This is a genomic window from Serinicoccus chungangensis, assembly GCF_006337125.1.
GTDB classification, from domain to species: Bacteria; Actinomycetota; Actinomycetes; order Actinomycetales; family Dermatophilaceae; genus Ornithinicoccus; species Ornithinicoccus chungangensis.
In genome coordinates, this window is record NZ_CP040887.1 from 1,364,591 (window position 1) to 1,384,097 (window position 19,507).

Consider the following 19,507-nt stretch of genomic DNA (forward strand, 5'->3'; position numbering starts at 1 on the left):
TCCAGAGGTTGGCATACTGCCTCCCGTGATGTCAACGACGAACGAGCACGACGGCGTGGCGGTCGACCTCCTGGCGGTGGACCTCGGCAAGACGGGAGCCCGGGGCCGCTGGCGGTCCGGCGGGGAGGTGCGCGAGGCGGCCGGCCCGGGGGTCGTCGGCCTGGCCGCCGCCGACGGGGTGGAGCAGGTCGTGGGGGTCGTGCGGTCGCTGACCGGCGCGCTCGGGCTGGACGGGTCGCGGGTGGGCGTGCTGGCCGTCGGGCTGGTGGGCTACCACGCGGCCAGTGCCCGACGGGAGGCCCTGGCCGCGGCGCTGCTGGACCAGGTCGCCGACACCGTGGTGCTCACCGGGGACGTCACGACGACCTTCGTCGGGGCGGTGGGGGACCGGCCCGCGGTCGTCGTGGCGGCGGGCACCGGCGCCGTGGCCCTCGCGGCCGACGGGGCCGGTCGCACCGCGGTGCGCGACGGCTGGGGCTTCCTGCTCGGCGACGACGGCAGCGGGTATGCCGTGGGGCGGGCCGGCCTGCGCGCCGCGCTCGAGCACCGGGACGGCCGAGGAGGGTCGGCCGCCCTGGAGCGCGCGGCGACGCGGCGCTTCGGCGACCTGGCCGGGCTGCCCTCGGCGGTGCACTCCGCCGAGCACCCCTCCCGCCTCGTCGCCTCCTTCGCCCGGGACGTCGCCGACGCCGCGCGGGCGGGGGACGACGCGGCGGTGCGGATCTGGGCGGAGGCCGGCGCGGCGCTGGCCCGCACGGCGGTGGCGGCGCGCGACGCGGTGGACCCCGGCCTGCCCGTGTGCCTGGCCGGAGGACTCGCCGAGGTCGGGCCGCTGCTCACCGAGCCCTTCGCGGCCGCGGTGGGAGGCACCGTGCTGCCGGCGGCCGGGACCTCGCTGGACGGTGCCGAGACCCTCGCCCGGCAGGCGTGGTCGGGCGGGCCGGGCACGGTCCTCGCCGACCAGGTCACCGTGACCTCCCGCACCGGACGCGTGGCCGGGACACTCCGAACCACCCCGGAGCCCGCGGACGACACCCCTTCGGGCACAGGACACGCGGTCGGGACACTCCGAACCACCCCGGAGCCCGCGGACGACACCCGCGTCGAGGTCATCGGCGCCCTCGCGACCGAGGGGGTGCGCGACGACCTGCTCGACCTCGACGAGCGCGACACCGGCTCGGTGCTGCGCGAGCTCTGGGAGGCCGAGGCCACGGTCGCGCCCGCCCTGCTGCAGGTCGTCCCCACCGTCGCGGCCGCCGTGGACGACATTGCCGACCGGTTGCGCGGCGGCGGCCGGATGTTCTACCTCGGCGCCGGGACGCCCGGGCGGCTGGCCTTCGTCGACGCCTCGGAGCTGCCGCCGACCTACGGCACCCCCGCCGAGCTCGTGCGGGCGCTGCCCGCCGGGGGCGTGGAGGCGATGGTGCAGGCCCGCGAGGGCGCCGAGGACGACGGCCCCGCGGGAGCGGCCATGGTGCGCGAGGCCGGCGTCGGCCCCCAGGACGTCGTCGTGGGCATCAGCGCGTCGGGGCGCACCCCCTACGTCCTGCACGGGCTGGCGGCGGCCGCCGAGGTCGGCGCGCTCACCGTCGCGGTCTCCAACAACGAGGGCGCCCGGGCCTCGGCCGGGGCCGACCACGCGATCGAGGTCCCGACCGGGCCCGAGGTCATCAGCGGCTCCACCCGCCTCAAGGCCGGGTCCGCGCAGAAGATGCTGCTGGGCGCCCTGTCGACCGCCGTCATGGTGCGGCTCGGGAAGACGCACGGGCCCTTCATGGTCGACATGCAGGCCTCCAACATCAAGCTGCGCGACCGCGCGGTGCGGATGGTCCAGCGGGTCGCCGGGTGCGACGCCGCGGCGGCGACGGCCGCCCTGGAGGAGTCCGGGTGGAGCACGAAGGTCGCGGTGGTCCAGCTCCTCGGAGGGGTGCCGTCCGACCAGGCCCGGACGGCCCTCGCCGAGGGCGACGGGTCGGTGCGGGGGGCGCTGGCCCGGGCGGGCGGGGAGCCCCGGTGATCGTCGTCGGCGCGGGGTCCGGCACGAGCGTGGACGGCATCGACGTCGCGGCGCTCGACCTGCGCCTGGACGGCGACGTGGTGCGCGCTCGGCTGCTGGGCTCGGGCACGGTGCCCTTCGAGCCCGGCCTGCGCGCGGACGTCCTCGCGGCGTTCCCGCCCGGCCGGATTGGGATGCAGGAGGTGTGCCGTCTCGACACCCGGCTCGGCCAGGCCTTCGCCGGGGCGGTGGGCACGCTCGGCGTCGAGCTCGCCGGAGCGAGCCCGGACCTGGTCGCCTCGCACGGCCAGACGCTCTTCCACGACGTCGTCGACGGCGAGGTCAGGGGCACCCTCCAGCTGGGCCAGCCGGCCTGGGTGGCCGAGCGCACCGGGGCCCCCGTCGTGTCCGACCTGCGCGTCGCCGACGTCGCGGCGGGCGGCCAGGGGGCACCGCTGGCCAGCACCTGGGACGCGCTCTGGCTGGGTGGGCGCGGTCACACCTGCGCCGCCCTCAACCTCGGCGGCATCGCCAACGTCACCGTCGTCCCCGCCGCCGACACCCCGACCCCGGCGACCCCGGAGAGCCCGGCGGCCCTGGCAGCCCCGGCGGTGCGCGCCTTCGACACGGGCCCGGCCAACGCGCTCGTCGACGCCGTGGTAGCGCGGCAGACCGGCGGCCGCCGGACCTACGACGCCGACGGCGCAGGAGCCGCGGCCGGCAGGGTCGACGACGAGCTGCTGGCGCTGCTGCTGGCCGACGACTACTACGCGCTGCCACCGCCGAAGACGACCGGCAAGGAGCGCTTCCACCTCGCCCACGTCGACGCGGCGCTGGCGGGGCTGGCGCGGGAGGTCCCGCCCGCCGACCTGCTCGCGACCCTCACCGAGCTGACCGTGCGCACCGTGGCCGAGGCGCTTGCGCCGTTCGCGCCCGGCGAGGTCGTGGTGAGCGGCGGCGGGGCGCACAACACCACCCTGCTCGGCGGCCTGACCCGGGCGCTGCCCGACGCCCACGTGGTGACGAGCGAGGCCCACGGCATACCCGTCGACGCCAAGGAGGCGTGCCTCTTCGCGCTCCTGGGCTTCCTCACCTGGCACGGGCTGCCGGGCACGGTCGCCGGGGTGACCGGGGCGCGGCACGCGCGGCTCGCCGGACGCATCACCCCCGGGCACGGCGCGCTGCGGCTGCCCGAGCCCGCCATCACCGTCCCGTCCCGTCTGGAGGTGGTGGCCTGATGGAGGTCGTGATCTGCCAGGACGAGGAGCAGCTCGGCGCGCTGGCGGGGGACGTCGTGGCCCGGCTCGTGCGCTCCCGCCGGGACGCCGTGCTCGGCCTCGCCACCGGCTCCAGCCCGCGCCCGGTGTATGCCGACCTCCTCGCCCGGGTGCGGGCCGGCACCCTCGACCTCGGCGGGGTGAGCACGTTCTCGCTGGACGAGTACGTCGGGCTGCCCCAGGGCCATCCGGCCAGCTACCGCACCGAGATCCGGGAGCAGCTCACCGACCCCGCCGGCATCCCCCCGGAGCGGGTGCACACCCCGCCCGGCGACGCCGACGACCTGCCGGCCGCGGCGGCCGACTACGAGCGCCGCATCGAGCAGGCGGGTGGCGTCGACGTGCAGCTCCTCGGGCTCGGCAGCGACGGGCACATCGCCTTCAACGAGCCGGGCTCCTCGCTCGCCAGCCGCACCCGCATCAAGACGCTGACCCGGCGCACCCGGGAGGACAACGCCCGCTTCTTCGACGGCGACGTCGACGCGGTGCCGACGCACTGCCTCACCCAGGGCCTGGGCACGATCCTGCAGGCCCGCCACGTCGTGCTCCTGGCCACGGGGGAGCACAAGGCCCGGGCCGCCGCCGAGCTCGTCGAGGGGGCGGTGTCGGCCCGCTGGCCGGGCACCGTCCTGCAGTGGCACCCGCACGTCAGCGTGCTGCTGGACGAGGCGGCCGCCCGCCGGCTGGAGCTCGCCGACTACTACCGGGAGACGTGGGCGGCCAAGCCCGGGTGGCAGGGGCTGTAGCCCGGTCAGACCCCGGTGCCGAGGACCAGCAGCGCCGCGGCGAAGAGCACCCCGGTGGTGAGCAGGATGACAGTGGTGTAGCCGAGGATGTCGCGGATCTTCAGGCCCGCGATGGCCAGCAGCGGCAGCGCCCAGAACGGCTGGATCATGTTGGTCCACTGGTCGCCGTAGGCGATCGCCATGACGGCCACCTCGGGGTCGACACCCAGGCTGCTCGCGGCCTCGAGGAGCACCGGGCCCTGGACGGCGATCTGGCCGCCGCCGGAGGGCACGAAGAAGTTGACGATGCCGGCGGACAGGAAGGCCAGCAGGCCGAACGTCGCGGGCGTGGAGACCGAGACGAGCGCCTGCGAGAGCACCGTGATGAGCCCGGTGCCGGCCATGATGCCCATGATCCCGGCATACAGCGGGAACTGCAGGAGGATCTCCCCGACGTTGGACGCCGCCCGCTGGGTGAGCTCGATGATCTCGAAGGGGTTGCGGACCAGGAGCAGGCAGAGGGTGAGGAAGCTCCAGTTGACGATGTCCAGCGTGATCGTGCCGCCCCCGCTGAAGTGGATGACGAGGTAGGCCAGCAGCAGCAGGCCGGGCACGAGGGTCAGCACGCGGGACGCGTCCAGCCGGTCCGCCGGGGTGGCGACCTCGTAGGTCACCTCGTCGTCGGCCATCCGGTGCTCGGGCATCTCGACGGTCCCGGCGCCGTGGCGCGGGGCCATGAGCGCGATGGTGCCAGCGACCACGGCGACGGCCAGGACGGCGGTGACGATGTTCCACGTCGAGAAGGTCGTCTCGGTGATCGGCAACGGCTGCCCGAGCTGCTCGCTGACGAAGCTGTCCGGGGTGGCGGCGACGAGGGGCGCCGAGCCGGAGTAACCCATGTGCCAGACGACCATGCCGGTGTAGCCCGCGGCGACCAGCAGCGGGAAGTGCCGCGGTTCGCCGCGGCGGCGGCCCTCGGCGGCGACCTCCTTGGCCAGCAGGGCGCCCACGACCAGGCCGAGGCCCCAGGTGAAGAGTCCGGCGACGCAGGTCACCAGGGCGACGAAGACGTAGGGCATGACGCGGCCGCGGGGGACCGCCGCGAGCCGGCGCAGCCCCGCACGGACCGGGCCGGTGTTGGCCAGGATGTAGCCGAGCAGCAGGATGAGCGCCATCTGGGTCATGAACGCCAGCAGCCCGGACAGCCCGTCGCCCCAGGCGCGGACCACCTCGACCGGCCCGGCGTCGGTGAGGCCGAGGGCGGCGACCATGACGAGGACGGTCAGGACGATCGCGAAGACCAGCGCCGAGGGGATGAAGCGCTCGACGACGGAGTTCAGCGGGCCCATGGCGCGCTGGACGCCGGTGCGGGTCCTGGGCGATGTCTGGCTCATGCGGGTGACCTCGATGTCTGGGGGGCAGGGCGCAGCAGACGTTAGCGGACGACGGCTGCCACCCAGCAGACCTAGGCTCGCGACATGCGGCTGGAGAACATCGTCATGCAGGCACGCGACCCGAGGAGGACCGGCCGGTTCTGGTCGGCCGCGCTGGGTCTGGTCGACCTGGCCCCCGGCAACCCGGACAACTACGAGGGCCGGCTGCGGGTCGACGACGAGGTGTGGCTCGACCTCTGCATCGAGCCGGCCGCCGACCCGCCGCCCCCGGGGTGGCGGCTGCACCTCGACCTGCTGGGGGGTGCGCAGCAGGAGGAGGTCGTCGAGCGGCTGACCGGCCTGGGCGCCACCCGGCTCGACATCGGCCAGGGGGCGGTGCCGTGGGTCGTGCTGGCCGACCCGGACGGCAACCCCTTCTGCGTGATGGAGGAGCGCGGCGCCTACTCCGGCACCGGGCCGATCGCGGCCCTCCCATTCGACAGCGTGGACCCGGAGCGGGACGCCGAGCTGTATGCCGCGCTCACCGGCTGGGTGCCCGCCGAGGGGGTCGGTCCGGTCACCCTGCGGCACCCGAGCCTGCGCGGACCGCTGCTCGAGCTGTGCCCCGAGCCGGCTCCGAAGGTGCGCCAGAACCGCACCCACCTCGATGTCCGGCCGACCCCGGACGGGCCGGACCAGCGAGCTCTCGTGGACCTGGCGCTCTCGCTCGGGGCAGTCCTGGCGACCGAGGACTGGGCCCAGGGCCACCCGTGGACGGTGATGCGCGACGTGTCCGGCAACGAGTTCTGCGTGCTCGCGGACGCGCAGGACTGAGGACGGTCCTCGGCGGTCAGGGCTCGGCGCGCTGCCGGGGCGCCGGCCACGCCAGCGGCACGAGGGCTGCCGCCACGATGCCGAGCGCCCCCGCGGCCACCACCCCGGCGCCCGCCAGCGCCGCCGCCGCGGTCACCGCCGCCGCCAGGCCGACCTGCAGCGCCGTGCGCCAGCCGGCCTGCTCGGCCGTCACCGGCCCGCGGGCGGCAGGCAGGAGCGCGGCGACGACGACGACGCAGACCGCGACGCCCAGGGCCAGCGGGCGGTCCTCGACCTCCACGAGGCGGCGCAGGGCACGCAGAAGGGCGAAGAGTGCGACGAGCGAGGCCACCCAGGCCACCCGTGAGCGGGTCCGGTGCATGGCCCCACGCTAGGCCGACGCAGCCGTGTCCTGGTGCCCGGCGGGCATCAGGGGCAGACTGGGTGGATGGACCTCAAGGCACGGATACTCGTCCTCGACGCGGCTGATCCGGAGCCGGAGGCGGTCTTCTGGGCCGGGATGCTGGGCGGCACGTCCCACCAGGAGGACGACGACTGGTGGTCCGTCCGGGTGGGTGACGACGAGGCGCTCTGCGTGCAGCAGGCCCCCGGCCAGCGGGCCCCGGAGTGGCCGGAGGGCCTCCCTCAGCAGATGCACCTCGACCTGGTGGTGGGCGAGATCGCCGCCGCCCACCATGAGGCCCTGGGGTGGGGCGCCACCCTGCTCCAGGGGGCTGACGACCTCGCGGCCGAGCACGGCTTCCAGGTGTATGCCGACCCGGCCGGCCATCCGTTCTGCCTGTGCTGGTGAGGAGGGGACGGGCGGTCAGCCCGGCCGAACCAGGTCTGGTCACGCCTCGCGGGCGAAGGCGATGATGTTGTCGTCGTAGTGGCCGGTGGTGTCGGAGAAGGTGCCGCCGCAGGTGATGAGGCGGAGCTCGGGTCCGGGGGTGTTGCCGTAGACGCGGGCGGTGGGGAAGGAGTCCTTGGGGTACTGCTGCAGGTCGTAGATCTCGAAGGTCGCGGTGCTGCCGTCGGCGCGGGAGACCTCGACGGTGTCGCCGACCTGGAGGCGGGCGAGGTCGAAGAAGACGGAGGGGCCGGCGGCGCCGCTGACGTGGCCGAGGATGACGGCGGGGCCGTCCTGGCCGGGGCGGGGGGAGCCGTCGTACCAGGCGGCGGTGTCGTAGTCGTCTCCCTGGGGGACCTGCAGGGCGCCGTCGGGGTCGAGACCGAGGTGCAGCAGGTGGGAGGTCACGCCGATGGTGGGCAGGGAGACCGAGGCGGGTTCGGCGACCGGCGCGACGTCCTCGGCGACCTCGTCAGAGGAGGCGGAGTCGTCGCCGTCGGCGGCTTGCGCCGGGGGTGCGGTGGACGGCACCGGTGCCTGCGTCGTGCGGTCGGTCACCAGCGGAGCCTGGTCAGCTCTGGTCGGCGCTGCGACGACGGGCCAGGATCAGCGCGCCACCGAGCAGGGCGGCGCCACCGGCAGCGGCGAGCGCGATGTTCTGGCCGCCGACGGCGACCTCACCGGTGCCGACGCCACCACCGGGCATCTCACCCATCTGCGCCGCCTGCACGACGCCGCACAGGGCGGGGTCGGTCGCCTCACCGGGCAGCGAGGGGTCCAGGTCGGACATGCCGCGGTCGCCCTCGTCGTAGGCACCGCTGCCGTCGTGGTCCACACCGTGGACGACGACGACGGCCTCGTTGTTCATGAGCGCGTCCGCGGTCTCCTGGTCGACCTCGATGCTCTGGCGCTCGTAGCTGACGGCGTCACCGACGCCGAAGCGGTCGATCGCGAGGCCCGAGTCCGGGCTGGTGTCGCCCTCCGTCGTGAGCGACACCTTGATGCCGCCGTAGGCCGGGGCGCCCTCGGTGGTGGTGAGGAAGCCGTCGCCGTCCGCGTCGTCCTCGGCGGTCGGGCACGCGTTGCGCGCATCCGGCCCGTAGTGGATGTGGGCGGCGTGCGGGGCGTCCGCCAGCAGGCCCTCGTAGGCGAGGCCGAAGTTGATCGTGGTGCCGTCGATCTCCAGCACCGCGGCACCGAGGCCGGGCGCGTCGTTCAGGGGGACGGGCTGCAGCTCGGCGGCCGCCGCCCCTGCCTCGGAGGACGAGGCCAGGGCCGGGGCCCCGGCCAGGAGCAGCACGACGCCGGCGGCCGGGACGGCCAACAGCTTGCGGGAAAGACTCATGGGGACATCCTTGTTCTCGGGCTCCATTCTTCTCACCGCGAGAATGATGGAACGGTGTCGGCCCCACCGATCAGTGGGGCTCTCTCACGGACGTGCCCCCCGATGATGTGCCACTTCTGCGTGAACGCGCCTGGAGAAGATCGTCGAATCCCTGTGATGATTCGCACGTCGACACTGACCATGGCCGAATTATCAGAGCACAAAAAATGTTGTCGCGCTGTCCATCATGCCTGAATGTTCTCGTCGTTATCAGATCGAGACAAAAGGTGCTGACGATTCACGCCTCGTCGGCGCAACCGCATCTGCAGCATTTCTCGCGAGAAACGGCATACCGGCGACGACTCGAGTCAGAGCAGCTCGACGCGGTCGGCCTGCGGTCCACGGTCGCTCTGGCGCACCTGGTAGCGCACCCGGTCACCGGGGTAGAGGATGTCCCCGTCACGCAGCACCGACACGTGCACGAAGAGGTCCGCGCCACCGCCATCCGGGGTGATGAAGCCGAAGCCTCGGTCCGCGTCGTAGCGCGCGACCACGCCTCGGCCGCCGCGGGCCGCGCTGTCGGGGGCCCGCCGCTGTCCGGACCGGGGGCGGGTCTCCGACCTCGAGGGTCCCCGACCCCGTGCCGGTCCGCCCACGAGGCGCACGTCGCGGGCCTGCGGGCCCCGCTCGCTGTCGACGGTGTCGAAGGCCACCCGATCACCCTCGTCCAGCCCGGGGAGCCCGTCGGGCAGCGCCCGGGCGTGGACGAAGACATCGGCCCCGCCCGTCTCGGGGGCGATGAAGCCGAAGCCCTTGTCCTCGTCGTACCAGGACACGGTGCCGTCCGCCCCGTCGGAGGAGCCGCCCATCTGGTCGGCCCCGGGTCCCAGGGGGAGCAGGTGGTCGGCCTGCGGGCCCTTCTCCCCGTCGACGACGAGGAAGGCGACCCGCTGCCCGTCCGAGACCACGCCGCCGGGCACGATCGCCGAGCTGTGCAGGAAGATCTCGTCGCCCCCGCCGTCGGGAGTGACGAAGCCATACCCCTTGGCCGGCTCGAACCAGGAGACGGTGCCGAGCAGGCCCAGGGGAGAGTCCGCGGACTGGTCGGCGATCACCCTGACGCCGCGTGCCTGCGGGCCCCGGTCGCCCTCACCGATCTCGAACTCGACCACCTGCCCCTCCCGGAGCACCTTCGTCGCGTCACCGCTGACGATCTCCGACGCATGGACGTAGAGGTCCTCCGACTCCGGCCCGAGGGCGATGAAGCCGAAGCCTCGGTCGGTGTCGAACCAGCGGACGGTTCCTTCGGTCACGGCTGACTCCTTGTCGACGGGCCGATCGATGTCCCCCCAGTGTCCCCGACGACCGGCCCCGTGGCGATGGCACCCCGAGCATCTGCACCGACACGTCCACGTCTCAGGACTCGGGCGGTGCCTGCGCCACGACGAGCCACCCGCGTCCGGGGGCGTAGGGGAGGTCCCGGACCTCGCTGCCTGCAAAGCCTGCGCGGGCGAGCGAGGAGAGCAGATCGTCCCGGCCGCGGAAGCGCAAGGTGGTGGTGGAGTCGATGCGTTCCCCGTCGGCCCGGAAGATCGTGGGGGAGTCGAACGTCACGAGCTTTCCGTCCACCGCCGTGACCTGCACCCAGTCCTCGACGGGCCCCTCGCCCTCGACGTCGACGACCTGATGGCTGGCCTCCTTCGTCCACCGTTCCCAGGCGCGGTCGGCGGGCACCCGCGTCTCGAACGCCAGGCGGCCACCGGGTCGCAGGCAGGTCCGGATCGAGCCCAGGGTGGCCAGCCACTCCTCGTCGCCGAGGAAGACCTGCGCGACGTTCGCGCTCATGGTGGCGAGGTCGTAGCGCCCACGCTGGTCCGGGCGCGCGGCCACGTCCTCCACGGTGCCGACGACCCACTCGACCCGCTCCGCGCCCGTCTTGGCCCGTGCGACCGTCACGGAGGCTCCAGCGGGGTCGACCCCCAGGACCTCGACGCCCTGCGCCGCGAGCCGACAGGCCAAGGTCCCGGTCCCGCAGCCCACGTCCAGGACGGCGTCGACGCCGAACTCCCGGACGAGGTCGACGTAGGTGTCCAGGTCGCTGCGGTCAGGGTCGAGAGGGTCGTAGACCCGGGCCACGCGGGGGTGGGAGAAGAGAGCGTCCGGCACAGGGCGCAGGCTAGACGGCGCGCGACGCGGGAGCGACCGGTTTCCCGGTCGAGCGGTCGGCTGGCTCAGCCGGCCGTCGCCCTGGCGCTCGCGCTGATGAGGCGGTGCAGGACGTCCCGCAGGCCCTCGAGCTCCTCCTGGCTCATGCCGAGCCTGGCGACGATGCCTTCGGGGATCCGCTCGGCGTCGGCGCGGATCTCTCGACCTCGTGGTGTGAGGGAGATGTCCAGCGTCCGCTCGTCGCCGTGGCGCCGCTCGCGGGTGATGAGACCGTGCGCCTCGAGCCGACGGAGCAGGGGGGACAAGGTGGCGGGCTCCAGGCTCAGCCGGCGGCTGAGCTGGACCACGCTGAGCGGTGTCTCCTCCCACAGCGCGAGCATGACGAGGTACTGCGGGTGGGTGATGCCGAGGGGGTCGAGGAAGGGTCGGTAGAGCGCGATGACGTTGCGTGAGGCGACGGCCAGGGCGAAGCAGACCTGCTGGTCCAGGGCGAGCGGGTCCTCGCCCGTCCGCTCGGGTGGCGGCTCGTGAGCTGACGTCATGGATGACACGGTAACCGACCTGAACAGGTACGGTGTGCACGAACTGTTCGCCTACTAATGATACGGGGTCTGCGTGAGCACGAGGTTCGAGACCGAGGGCCTGTCCCTGTGGTACCGCTTCACCTGGCGGGTGAAGTACACGTTGCTCATCTTCTTCGGACCGCCCCGACTGGACCCTCGCCAGGACCCTCAGACCCGGATGGAGCAGGCCCGTGCCGCGAAGGTCGCGGAGGCGCGGGCGGCACGGCGGGCCGAGGGGGACAGCGGCACGGCATAGCGACGGCTCCTGCACCCGTGGGAGCGTGCCCGAGCTGCGGCATCCGGCGGCGGAGATGAGGCCGCCCTGGGTGGTGGCACGATCCTCGTCATGGGGATGACCGAGGTGCTGGACCTGAGCCCGGCCCGCTGGCTGCTGGAGGACCTCGCGCCGTGGGACCGGCTGGTCGGCTTCGGGCCCAGCGGGTTCGAGGCCTACGCGCGGCTTCGTCTGATCCCCGACCCCGAGCACCCGGATCAGTCCGAGAGCGCGCGCGGCGCGTCGAAGGAGGGGTCCGACCTTTCAGCCCTGCGCAGGCTTTTGAACCAGCTGGTGCCTCATACCACCACCCCGGGGCATGGGTACTTCTGCTTCTGGGATGGCTACACGGGGGCTGTCGAGGACATGGACGTCGACTGCCCTCCGGTGCGCAGGAGTGTGATGGTGGGAGCGCCCTTGGTCCGCGTGCCGCACCGGGAGTACTACCTGTTCGAAGGACCGCTGGAGGCGATTCACGAATGGGGAGCGGGAGAGCTGCTGCCTGCTTTCGTCTGGCCCGAAGACCGGGCCTGGTGCACCGCGGCGGACGTCGATCAGCACTGGGTGGGCGTCGGTGCCAGCGAGCCCGCTCTGCAAGGCCTGCTCGCCTCACTCGATCTCGACGTCGTGCGGGCCGACCCGACCGAGCCGCAACCGTTCTACCTGCGGTGAACGTCGGGCGCGGCCGGCGACGCGACCAGCGCGGCGGCTTGGTGAACCCCGGATGGCAGGGGACGGTCTGTCCGGCAAGGGAGCGCCGGGTGGGTGGTGTAATCGAGGCATGCGCATCTTCTTCACGGGGGGGGGGGGGTAGTGGCAAGGCCGGCAGGCACGTCGCTCCCTACCTGGCCGCGCAGGGTCATCAGGTCACCAACGCCGACCTCGTCCCCCTGAATCATCCAGCCGTCGCCGACCTGAGGGTCGACCTCACCGACACCGGCGAGACCTACTCGGCGTTGGCGGGACTGGCCAGGATGGAGGAGCTGGGGCTGGCGACGAAGCCTGCCTACGATGCCGTGGTGCACTTCGCGGCGGTGCCGGCGATCCTGATCGCCTCCGACGCACGCACCTACGCGACCAACGTGCTGAGCACGTACAACGTGATCGAGGCCGCGACCCGGTTGGGGATCCACAAGATCGTGTTCGCCTCCTCGGAGACGACCTACGGCATCTGCTTCGCCCAGGGTGAGCGACGACCGCAGTACGTGCCGGTCGACGAGGACCACCCGACGGTGCCGGAAGACTCCTACGCCATGTCGCAGGTGGCCAACGAGGTGACGGCACGCTCCTTCCAGGCTCGCACCGGTGCGGACGTGTACGGCCTGCGGATCAACAACGTCATCGAGCCGGACGAGTACGCAGAGATGTTTCCCGCCTTCCTGGCCGACCCGTCGCTGAGGCGTCGCAACATCTTCGCCTACATCGACACCCGAGACCTCGGCCAGATGGTCCAGCGGTGCCTGGAGGTCGACGGGCTCGGCTACGAGGTCTTCAACGTCGCCAACGCGGACATGTCCGTCGTCCTGACGGCCCAGGAGGTCCAGGAGCGCTTCTACGACGGGGTGACGCTGAACCGTCAGATGGGGCGTGACGAGACGTTCTACTCCATCGACAAGGCCCGCGAGCTCCTCGGATACGCGCCGCAGCACTCGTGGCGCGACGTCCTGCCCGCTCCTGATCGAGCGGGCTGACCTCCAGCACGCCGCGGCCGCAGAGTGCGCTCATCGGGGTCGTGCGGTGATGGCGCGATAGCGGAAGCCGTGCTGGTCGCCATGTTCGAACTCGAGCGCCACTGTCTCTCCGGGCACCAGCTCACGGAGTCCTCTCGACTGGACGCGGCTGAAGTGGACCCAGCAGCCACCCGGCGTGTCCGGTGAGTCCACGACGCCCCAGCCTTCGTCGGGGAACCAGTCGCGCACGACGGCCTGGATGGACCAGTCCGTCGGGTGCTCCGGCGCACGCGCGACGGCGGGCGTCCCGGCGTCGAGCGGCTCAAGCTTGACGAGGTACTGCAGGTCGGTGCCGAGTCCAGTACGTGCGTCGAGGCGTTCGGTCGGCTGGGTGCTCGGCTCGCTGTGCCGGTCCACGAGCAGGGCCTCTGTGAGCCGCCAGTCCCGACGTAGGTCGAGGGGGTAGAACGCGTCCCATTCATGCTGGCGTACGACCTGCAGGCTTCCGACCGCTGCGTACGTCATTCCGAGACCAGGATGGGTGAAGTCGGGGGAGTACGGCTCGACGCCTTCGTGGCCGTCGGCCGTGCGCACGGGGCGGATGGTGCTGGGCTCGAGCAGCAGCAGGCCCGCGCTGGTGTCCATGACGGCGGCCTGCCGCCACGTCGCGACAACCTGGCCTTGCAGCCGGTAGGTGTTGTCGCCGCCGGTGACCTCACCGACGGCGTGAAGACCGTCGTTGCCGTCGTCTGCTGCCGGTACGAAAGAGGTGCAGGACAGGCGTAGTCGTCTGGTATGCCGTGCGGAAAGGTCTGGACGGCGTCACCAGAGCTCACGGGGCAGGTTCGCTCTCCTTGCCGTCGAGCCACAGGGTGTCGGAGTCGTCGCGATGGGTGCCGCCGGAGCCGACGTGTCTTATGCCTACTGGGCGGACCGCCGACCCGCAGGTGGATACTGAGCGCGTGACCTTGCCGGTGTGGTTCCAGCGGATCGAGAGCGCCGCCATCGTCGTGCTGGTCGTCGTCGCGTTCGTCCAGTCGGGCTTCGCCTGGTGGTGGCTCGTCGCGGTCTTCCTGCTCTGGGATCTCTCGATGCTCGGCTACGTCGCCTCACCCAGAGTCGGCGCGATCAGCTACAACGTCGGCCACAGCTATGTGGGTCCAGCCGCGCTGCTCGCTTTCTCCTGGCTGGCCGGAGGTGACGCTCGGTGGGCCGTGTTCGTCGCCTTGACGTGGGCGTTCCACATCGCCGTCGACCGCCTCCTCGGCTACGGGCTCAAGTTCACCGACCGCTTCACCCACACCCACCTCGGCGAGGTCGGCACGAAGCGCTGAGGTCGCGGCGCATGTGCCGCGGCCCACGCGCGCTCGCTGTCAGGTTTGCCCGAGGTCGTTGCGTAATGCCGTAGGGGACTGCTGCACCGATAGGTGACAGTGGTTAGTCACGCAGCCTGGTTGGCTGGTGTGGTCATGATGGTCTCGTACTCGATGGGGGTCAATCGGCCGAGGGCGTCCTGGCGTCGGCGGCGGTGGTAGGTGCGTTCGATCCAGGTGACGATCGCGATGCGCAGGTCGTGCCGGGTGGCCCAGGGTCGGCGGTCCAAGACGTTCTTCTGGAGCAGGGCGAAGAAGGATTCCATGGCGGCGTTGTCACCGGCGGCACCGACGCGGCCCATGGAGCCGACCATGCCGTGGTGCTTGAGGGCGTGGACGAGTTTCCGGCTACGGAATTGGGATCCTCGATCGGTGTGAACCACGCACCCGGTCACGTTTCCGCGGCGGGTGACGGCGTTGCTCAGGGCGGTGACGGCGATCCGGGACTTCATCCTGGAGTCGATGGAGTAGCCCACGATCCGGTTGGAGTACACGTCCTTGAACGCGCAGAGGTAGAGCTTGCCCTCACCGGTCCAGTGCTCGGTGATGTCGCCGACCCACAGCTCGTTCGGTGCCGTGGCGGTGAACGCGTGCCGGGTCCGGCCGTGCTTGTCGGTCACAGCGCACCGGTCCTCATGAACGGGCGGGCCGGGCTTCTTCCCGTTCTTGCCGCGCTTCTTGCCGAACGCTGACCACCAGCCGTTGTCCGAGCACAACCGCCACGCCGTCCGCTCGCTCATCACCTGGCCGGCCTCGCGGGCTTCGTCGGCCAGGAACCGGTAGCCGAACTCGGGGTCGTCGCGGTGGGCATCGAACAGGGCGTTCGCGCGGTGCGCCGCGGCGAGGTCGGCATCGGTGACCGGGTTGGCCAGCCACCGGTAGTACGGCTGTCGAGCGATCTTGAGCACCCGGCACGTCACCGTGACGGGGATCCCGTCAGCGGCCAGCTCGCGGACGAGCGGGTAGCTCATTTTCCCGGCAGGTGCGCCTGGGAGAAGTAGGCAGCCGCGCGTCGCAGGACCTCGTTCTCCTGCTCGAGAAGGCGGATCCGCTTCTTGGCCTCGCGCAGCTCTGCGGAGGCGGCCGCGGTGGTGGCCGGCTGGTCACCGTCCTGCTCCTCGGCCTTCTTCATCCACGCGTACAACGTCGTGAAGTGGATCCCGAAGTCCTTGGCGATCTGGTCGAGGCCGACACCGGGCTCACGGTTCCGAGCGACCCGGACGACATCGTCACGGAACTCCTGGGGGTAGGGCTTGGTCACGGTGAACATCCTTCCAGCCCAGCCCGAGGACTAGGCAGATCAGATGTCACCTATCGGTGCAGCAGTCCCAGAGTGCGGTCCGCCGTGGCAGGAGGGACGACCGGCCGTCATCGTTCGCCCGCGGACGCCGCCCCCGCCGTGAGGGAGATCCTGCGGCTGGCCGACCGGGCCACGCAGATGACCGTGGGCCTCTTCACGGTTGACCTCCCGGCGGCGGACGGCCGGACCCGGTTCGACCCGTCCGGTCTGGTCAAGACATGGGCGGCCCGACGCGCCTTCGCCCTGTTGATGACCATCCCGGGCGTCGATGTCTGCCTCAACGCGGGCGGTGACGTGGCCCTCAGCCCCGTCACCCCGGACCGCTGCTGGCGGATCGGCATCGAGGAGCCTGGGACCGGTGGACCGCTGGGGGTGGTGGCCATGACCGGTGGGGCGATGGCCACCTCCGGCACAGCTGCCCGCGGCGGCCACATCGTCGACCCGAGGACAGGTCGTGCACCCTCGGTCCTGCGTCAGGTGAGCGTGCTCGGGCCGGAGCTGCTGTGGGCCGACGTCCTCGCCACCGCGGCCTTCGTGGCCGGCGACGCTGCCCTGGACCTCGTGGCCGCGTACCCGGGCTACGAGGCTGTGGTCGTCACCTCGGCCGGCCAGGCCCGCAGGACCACAGGGCTCCCGCTGCAGGCCCCTGGGCTTGCTCGAGGACTGGAGGCTGCGATGGTCACCGACAGGGACCGCGTCGGTCCCGACGCCCTCCGGGGACGGGCGAGGGACGCCTCGCACAGGGTGCTGGCGTGAGGCTCCGGTGGGACGCCCGGCGTCCCGAGGAGTGTGCGGACCTCCCCCGTGTCACGCGGCGGCGCCGACCTCGAGGAGGCTGCGCCACGGGTCCTCGAAGCGCAGGGTCCGACCGTCGTGCTGGGTCGCGATGTCGTGGTGCCGGAGCCGCTCGGCGAGGGCGTCGACGTCCTGAGTGGTCGGGACGACGATGGAGACCTGGCCCAGGCCGATCGTGGCGGCCCGGGCGCCCGCCCCGCGGCTGCCCCAGCTGTTCATGGCCATGTGGTGGTGGTAACCACCGGCGGACACGAAGATCGCGCCGTTCCACTGCGCGGTGATCTCGAAGCCGAGCGCGTCCACGTAGAAGGCGCGGGCGGTGGGGACGTCACCGACCTTGAGGTGCACGTGACCCACCGCGGCCGTGCTGGTGGCCTGGCCCACGTGGTGGTCGCGCAGGAAGTCCTGGGGGTCCAGGGGGAGGGCGTCCATCGTCACCCGGCCCTGGTGCCAGGTCCACTGCTCGCGGGGGCGGTCCCAGTACAGCTCGATGCCGTTGCCCTCGGGATCGGTGAAGTAGAACGCCTCGGACACCAGGTGGTCAGCGGAGCCGACGAAGACCGAGCGGGGATGGCGGGCGGCGCGGGCGACCACGTCGGCCAGCGCCGCACGGTCCGGGAAGAGGAGCGCGGTGTGGAACAGGCCCGCCTGTCCGGGCGCGGGGGCAGGGAGGCCGGGCGTGTGGACGAGGACGACGAGCGGGTCGCCTCCTCGGCCGAGAACGCTGGTGTCGGCCGCGCCGACGGCGGGGGAGCCGCGGTCCACAGCGGTACGGGCGGATTCGCCGGCCAGCTCCTCGAGGCCGAGGGCGTCGCGGTAGTAGGCGGTCATCCCCGCGAGGTCAGCGACGTGCAGGGTGACGGCGTCCATGGCGGTGCTGTCGGGCAGCAGCAGGTCGCGACCGGGACCGGTGCTCACGGGGGAGGGGGCGACACCGCCTGTGGCGGGGACTGGACGGGACTCGGTGGTCATGGCGGCCTCAAGAAGTTGTCGTGTCAACTAACGCATCGAGCGTACCAAGGGATAGTTGTCGGGACAACCGACCTCCGCCCGAGGGAGCCGAGGTTGTTCCATCAACTATCGGTGATACTGGTGCGATGACGAGGACGTGGTTGGTCGATCAGGAGCGGGCTGCGTGGGTGCGGCTGGCAGCCGTGCTGGAGCTGCTGCCCGGGGTGCTCGACGCACAGCTGCGGCGGGAGAGCGCCCTCACCCACTTCGAGTACTACACGCTGGCGATGCTCTCCGAGGCAGGGGGCAGGACCCTGCGCATGACCGCGCTGGCAGCCCAGACCAATGCCACCCTGCCGCGGCTCTCGCACGTCGTCAGGCGTCTCGAGGGCCGAGGTCTCGTGGCCCGTATGCCGTGTCCCGAGGACGCCCGCGCCACGAACGCCCAGTTGACCGATTCCGGGTGGGCGGCGGTCCGCGCAGCTGCCCCGGGGCACGTCGCCGCGGTGCGCAGCGCCGTCATCGACGCGCTGACGGCCGAGCAGGTCGACCAGCTGACGGCGATCACCACCGCGATCCTGGAGCGCATCGATCCCGACCGGACCATGGCTGCCACCTACAGCCGCTACGACGGAGCGGCAGGGGGCGACCCGGCGACATCCTGATCCGCCCCGGGCCCGGGAAAAGGGCTGGCGCCACGGGCCCGGCTCCGGCCATGCTCGTGGGCATGCCCGCTCTCGACCCCACCTCACCGCGCCCGCTGCCGGACGGCCTGGTGCTGCGCCCCGCCCGACCCTCGGACCTGGAGCAGATCGGCGAGCTGCTCACCGCGAGAGGCGAGGAGTACGACGCCGAGGACCACCGCCTGGTCGTCGAGGACCCAGCCGCCGGGTGGGAGAGCTGCGCCGTGGTCGTGGACGGCGACCGGGTCGTCTCGACGGCCACCCTGCTCGACGAAGAGCTGCAGCTGGCCGTCCCGGGGAGGGACGGGGAGGCCGTCCGGCTGCCGGCCGGCCAGGTCGAGCTGGTGGCGACCGACCCGGCCTTCGAGGGACGGGGGCTCGTCCGGGAGCTCATGGGCTGGGCGCACGCCCTGAGCGAGGGCCGCGGCCACGTGCTGCAGGTCATGATCGGGATCCCCTACTTCTACCGGCTCTTCGGCTACTCCTACGCGATCGACATCCCCGCCCACCGACCCCTGTCCGCGCCGCCCGTGCCGGAGGCGCTGGAGGGCTACGCGGTCCGACCCGCGACCACCGAGGACCTCCCCGAGGCGCGCCGGCTGCAGGCAGCGGCGCAACGGGCCGCCGACCTGCGTATGCCGCACTCCCCGCCGCGGTGGCAGTGGCTGCTCGAGCGGCACGGCAGCACGACGTGGGTGGTGGAGCGGACGGACCCCGGCGGCGGCGCACCGGTCGTCGCCACCGGTCGGACCACGCCGCCCCAGGACGACCCGGTGCTGGCCGAGCTCGCGGCCACCGACCAGGCCGCGGCGACGGCCATGGTCGCGCACGCGCACCAGCTCGCCGCCGCGGTCGAGGACCCCTCGCCGCTGGTCGTCTGGGACCGGCCGGGGTCCGTCACGGGGGAGGTGGTCGACCGGCTGTGCGGCCCGGCCCCGCGGCAGGCCGAGCAGTACTACGTGCGGGTGCCCGACGAGGTGCGGCTGCTGGACCGCCTGCGTCCTGTGCTGCAGGCTCGGCTGGCCGGGGCCTCTGTCGACCTGCCCTCCGAGGTCGTGCTCTCCACCTTCGGTCGTCACGTGCGGATGTCGCTCGTCGACGGCGAGCTCGGGTCCCCGCGTGGTGGCGGCACGATGCAGAGCCCGGGCGTCGACGGGGGAGCCGGCGTCGCCCCCGACCAGCTGGGGGCGCTGCTGCTGGGCCCCCACGGCATCATCGGGCTCAGCGAGCGCCACCCCGACGTCTACCCCGGACCGCACGCCGACGTCATGGCCGCGCTCTTCCCGCCGGTCACCGCCGACCTGCTGACGTACTACCTCCCCTGAGCGTGGACCCTCGCGGTGCCCCTGTGCCCGGCCGGCGACCCCTCGGCAG

The 19,507-nt window shown here is 72.6% G+C and carries 22 protein-coding genes; 12 read left to right on the plus strand and 10 right to left on the minus strand.

Features of this window, described 5'->3' with window-relative positions; genetic code table 11:
* Nucleotides 1-28: 28 nt before the first annotated feature.
* The 3 genes from FHD63_RS06015 to nagB are packed head-to-tail and all read left to right on the plus strand — an operon-like array spanning nucleotide 29 to nucleotide 4,019.
* On the plus strand, nucleotides 29-2,017 hold the full coding sequence (locus FHD63_RS06015) for an N-acetylmuramic acid 6-phosphate etherase (protein ID WP_139720968.1): 1,989 nt from the start codon (nucleotides 29-31) through the stop codon (nucleotides 2,015-2,017).
* Nucleotides 2,014-3,234 (plus strand): anhydro-N-acetylmuramic acid kinase, encoded by a 1,221-nt coding sequence (locus FHD63_RS06020; protein WP_139720970.1) that lies wholly within the window; start codon nucleotides 2,014-2,016, stop codon nucleotides 3,232-3,234. Before FHD63_RS06015 ends, FHD63_RS06020 begins: the two co-directional genes overlap by 4 nt.
* Nucleotides 3,234-4,019 carry a glucosamine-6-phosphate deaminase gene (gene nagB, locus FHD63_RS06025; protein WP_139720972.1) on the plus strand — a complete coding sequence of 262 codons (786 nt, stop codon included), beginning with the start codon at nucleotides 3,234-3,236 and terminating at the stop codon, nucleotides 4,017-4,019. Before FHD63_RS06020 ends, nagB begins: the two co-directional genes overlap by 1 nt.
* A 5-nt stretch (nucleotides 4,020-4,024) precedes the next feature.
* On the opposite strand, the gene FHD63_RS06030 is transcribed toward nagB, so the two are convergent.
* Nucleotides 4,025-5,392, minus strand: coding sequence for a short-chain fatty acid transporter (locus tag FHD63_RS06030; protein WP_139720974.1), 1,368 nt, complete (start codon nucleotides 5,390-5,392; stop codon nucleotides 4,025-4,027).
* An 84-nt stretch (nucleotides 5,393-5,476) separates the two neighbouring features.
* Here FHD63_RS06030 and FHD63_RS06035 point away from each other — a divergent pair, with 84 nt between their 5' ends.
* The gene (locus FHD63_RS06035) at nucleotides 5,477-6,205 is read left to right on the plus strand and encodes a VOC family protein (protein WP_139720975.1); all 729 of its coding nucleotides are present in this window, start codon (nucleotides 5,477-5,479) and stop codon (nucleotides 6,203-6,205) included.
* 16 nt (nucleotides 6,206-6,221) lie between these two features.
* Here FHD63_RS06035 and FHD63_RS06040 read toward each other — a convergent pair whose 3' ends face one another.
* Nucleotides 6,222-6,566: a hypothetical protein gene (locus tag FHD63_RS06040; RefSeq protein WP_139720976.1), complete on the minus strand. Its 345-nt coding sequence runs from the start codon at nucleotides 6,564-6,566 to the stop codon at nucleotides 6,222-6,224.
* A 66-nt stretch (nucleotides 6,567-6,632) separates the two neighbouring features.
* Here FHD63_RS06040 and FHD63_RS06045 point away from each other — a divergent pair, with 66 nt between their 5' ends.
* Nucleotides 6,633-6,995 (plus strand): VOC family protein, encoded by a 363-nt coding sequence (locus FHD63_RS06045; RefSeq protein ID WP_139720978.1) that lies wholly within the window; start codon nucleotides 6,633-6,635, stop codon nucleotides 6,993-6,995.
* A gap of 39 nt (nucleotides 6,996-7,034) precedes the next feature.
* On the opposite strand, the gene FHD63_RS06050 is transcribed toward FHD63_RS06045, so the two are convergent.
* The 5 genes from FHD63_RS06050 to FHD63_RS06070 all read right to left on the minus strand — a co-directional run bounded on the left by FHD63_RS06050 (nucleotide 7,035) and on the right by FHD63_RS06070 (nucleotide 11,066).
* Nucleotides 7,035-7,592, minus strand: a complete 558-nt coding sequence (locus FHD63_RS06050) for a class F sortase (protein WP_158296718.1) — start codon at nucleotides 7,590-7,592, stop codon at nucleotides 7,035-7,037.
* A 13-nt stretch (nucleotides 7,593-7,605) separates the two neighbouring features.
* On the minus strand, nucleotides 7,606-8,379 hold the full coding sequence (locus tag FHD63_RS06055; RefSeq protein WP_158296719.1) for a CHRD domain-containing protein: 774 nt from the start codon (nucleotides 8,377-8,379) through the stop codon (nucleotides 7,606-7,608).
* Between the two features lie 347 nt (nucleotides 8,380-8,726).
* Complete coding sequence (locus FHD63_RS16880; RefSeq protein ID WP_139720982.1) at nucleotides 8,727-9,671, minus strand: cold-shock protein; 945 nt, start codon at nucleotides 9,669-9,671, stop codon at nucleotides 8,727-8,729.
* A 103-nt stretch (nucleotides 9,672-9,774) separates the two neighbouring features.
* Nucleotides 9,775-10,524 (minus strand): class I SAM-dependent methyltransferase, encoded by a 750-nt coding sequence (locus tag FHD63_RS06065; RefSeq protein ID WP_139720984.1) that lies wholly within the window; start codon nucleotides 10,522-10,524, stop codon nucleotides 9,775-9,777.
* Nucleotides 10,525-10,589: 65 nt separating this feature from the next.
* Nucleotides 10,590-11,066, minus strand: coding sequence for a MarR family winged helix-turn-helix transcriptional regulator (locus FHD63_RS06070; protein ID WP_139720986.1), 477 nt, complete (start codon nucleotides 11,064-11,066; stop codon nucleotides 10,590-10,592).
* 73 nt (nucleotides 11,067-11,139) lie between these two features.
* On the opposite strand from FHD63_RS06070, the gene FHD63_RS06075 reads away from it, so the two are divergent.
* The 3 genes from FHD63_RS06075 to FHD63_RS06085 all read left to right on the plus strand — a co-directional run bounded on the left by FHD63_RS06075 (nucleotide 11,140) and on the right by FHD63_RS06085 (nucleotide 13,052).
* Nucleotides 11,140-11,343, plus strand: coding sequence for a hypothetical protein (locus FHD63_RS06075; protein ID WP_058891364.1), 204 nt, complete (start codon nucleotides 11,140-11,142; stop codon nucleotides 11,341-11,343).
* A 96-nt stretch (nucleotides 11,344-11,439) separates the two neighbouring features.
* On the plus strand, nucleotides 11,440-12,033 hold the full coding sequence (locus FHD63_RS16235; protein ID WP_202978421.1) for a hypothetical protein: 594 nt from the start codon (nucleotides 11,440-11,442) through the stop codon (nucleotides 12,031-12,033).
* Between the two features lie 89 nt (nucleotides 12,034-12,122).
* Nucleotides 12,123-13,052 (plus strand): NAD-dependent epimerase/dehydratase family protein, encoded by a 930-nt coding sequence (locus tag FHD63_RS06085; protein ID WP_238705837.1) that lies wholly within the window; start codon nucleotides 12,123-12,125, stop codon nucleotides 13,050-13,052.
* 30 nt (nucleotides 13,053-13,082) lie between these two features.
* On the opposite strand, the gene FHD63_RS16240 is transcribed toward FHD63_RS06085, so the two are convergent.
* Nucleotides 13,083-13,676, minus strand: a complete 594-nt coding sequence (locus tag FHD63_RS16240) for a S1 domain-containing protein (protein ID WP_202978422.1) — start codon at nucleotides 13,674-13,676, stop codon at nucleotides 13,083-13,085.
* A gap of 317 nt (nucleotides 13,677-13,993) precedes the next feature.
* Between FHD63_RS16240 and FHD63_RS06100 the strand changes: the two genes are divergently transcribed.
* Nucleotides 13,994-14,365, plus strand: a complete 372-nt coding sequence (locus FHD63_RS06100) for a DUF4260 domain-containing protein (protein WP_238705784.1) — start codon at nucleotides 13,994-13,996, stop codon at nucleotides 14,363-14,365.
* Nucleotides 14,366-14,472: 107 nt separating this feature from the next.
* Here FHD63_RS06100 and FHD63_RS06105 read toward each other — a convergent pair.
* Nucleotides 14,473-15,665 (minus strand): IS3 family transposase gene (locus FHD63_RS06105; protein WP_420853124.1). Its coding sequence is split into 2 segments (ribosomal slippage): nucleotides 14,473-15,378 and nucleotides 15,381-15,665, totalling 1,191 coding nucleotides; the frame shifts between segments, so codons are not numbered across the junction.
* Nucleotides 15,666-15,803: 138 nt separating this feature from the next.
* Here FHD63_RS06105 and FHD63_RS06110 point away from each other — a divergent pair.
* Nucleotides 15,804-16,460 carry an FAD:protein FMN transferase gene (locus tag FHD63_RS06110; RefSeq protein ID WP_158296720.1) on the plus strand — a complete coding sequence of 219 codons (657 nt, stop codon included), beginning with the start codon at nucleotides 15,804-15,806 and terminating at the stop codon, nucleotides 16,458-16,460.
* A 51-nt stretch (nucleotides 16,461-16,511) separates the two neighbouring features.
* On the opposite strand, the gene FHD63_RS06115 is transcribed toward FHD63_RS06110, so the two are convergent.
* Nucleotides 16,512-17,369, minus strand: a complete 858-nt coding sequence (locus FHD63_RS06115; RefSeq protein WP_238705838.1) for a VOC family protein — start codon at nucleotides 17,367-17,369, stop codon at nucleotides 16,512-16,514.
* A gap of 227 nt (nucleotides 17,370-17,596) precedes the next feature.
* Between FHD63_RS06115 and FHD63_RS06120 the strand changes: the two genes are divergently transcribed.
* Both FHD63_RS06120 and FHD63_RS06125 read left to right on the plus strand, forming a co-directional pair.
* Nucleotides 17,597-18,115 (plus strand): MarR family winged helix-turn-helix transcriptional regulator, encoded by a 519-nt coding sequence (locus FHD63_RS06120; RefSeq protein WP_139720995.1) that lies wholly within the window; start codon nucleotides 17,597-17,599, stop codon nucleotides 18,113-18,115.
* Between the two features lie 62 nt (nucleotides 18,116-18,177).
* On the plus strand, nucleotides 18,178-19,458 hold the full coding sequence (locus tag FHD63_RS06125; RefSeq protein ID WP_202978423.1) for a GNAT family N-acetyltransferase: 1,281 nt from the start codon (nucleotides 18,178-18,180) through the stop codon (nucleotides 19,456-19,458).
* Nucleotides 19,459-19,507: the final 49 nt, after the last annotated feature.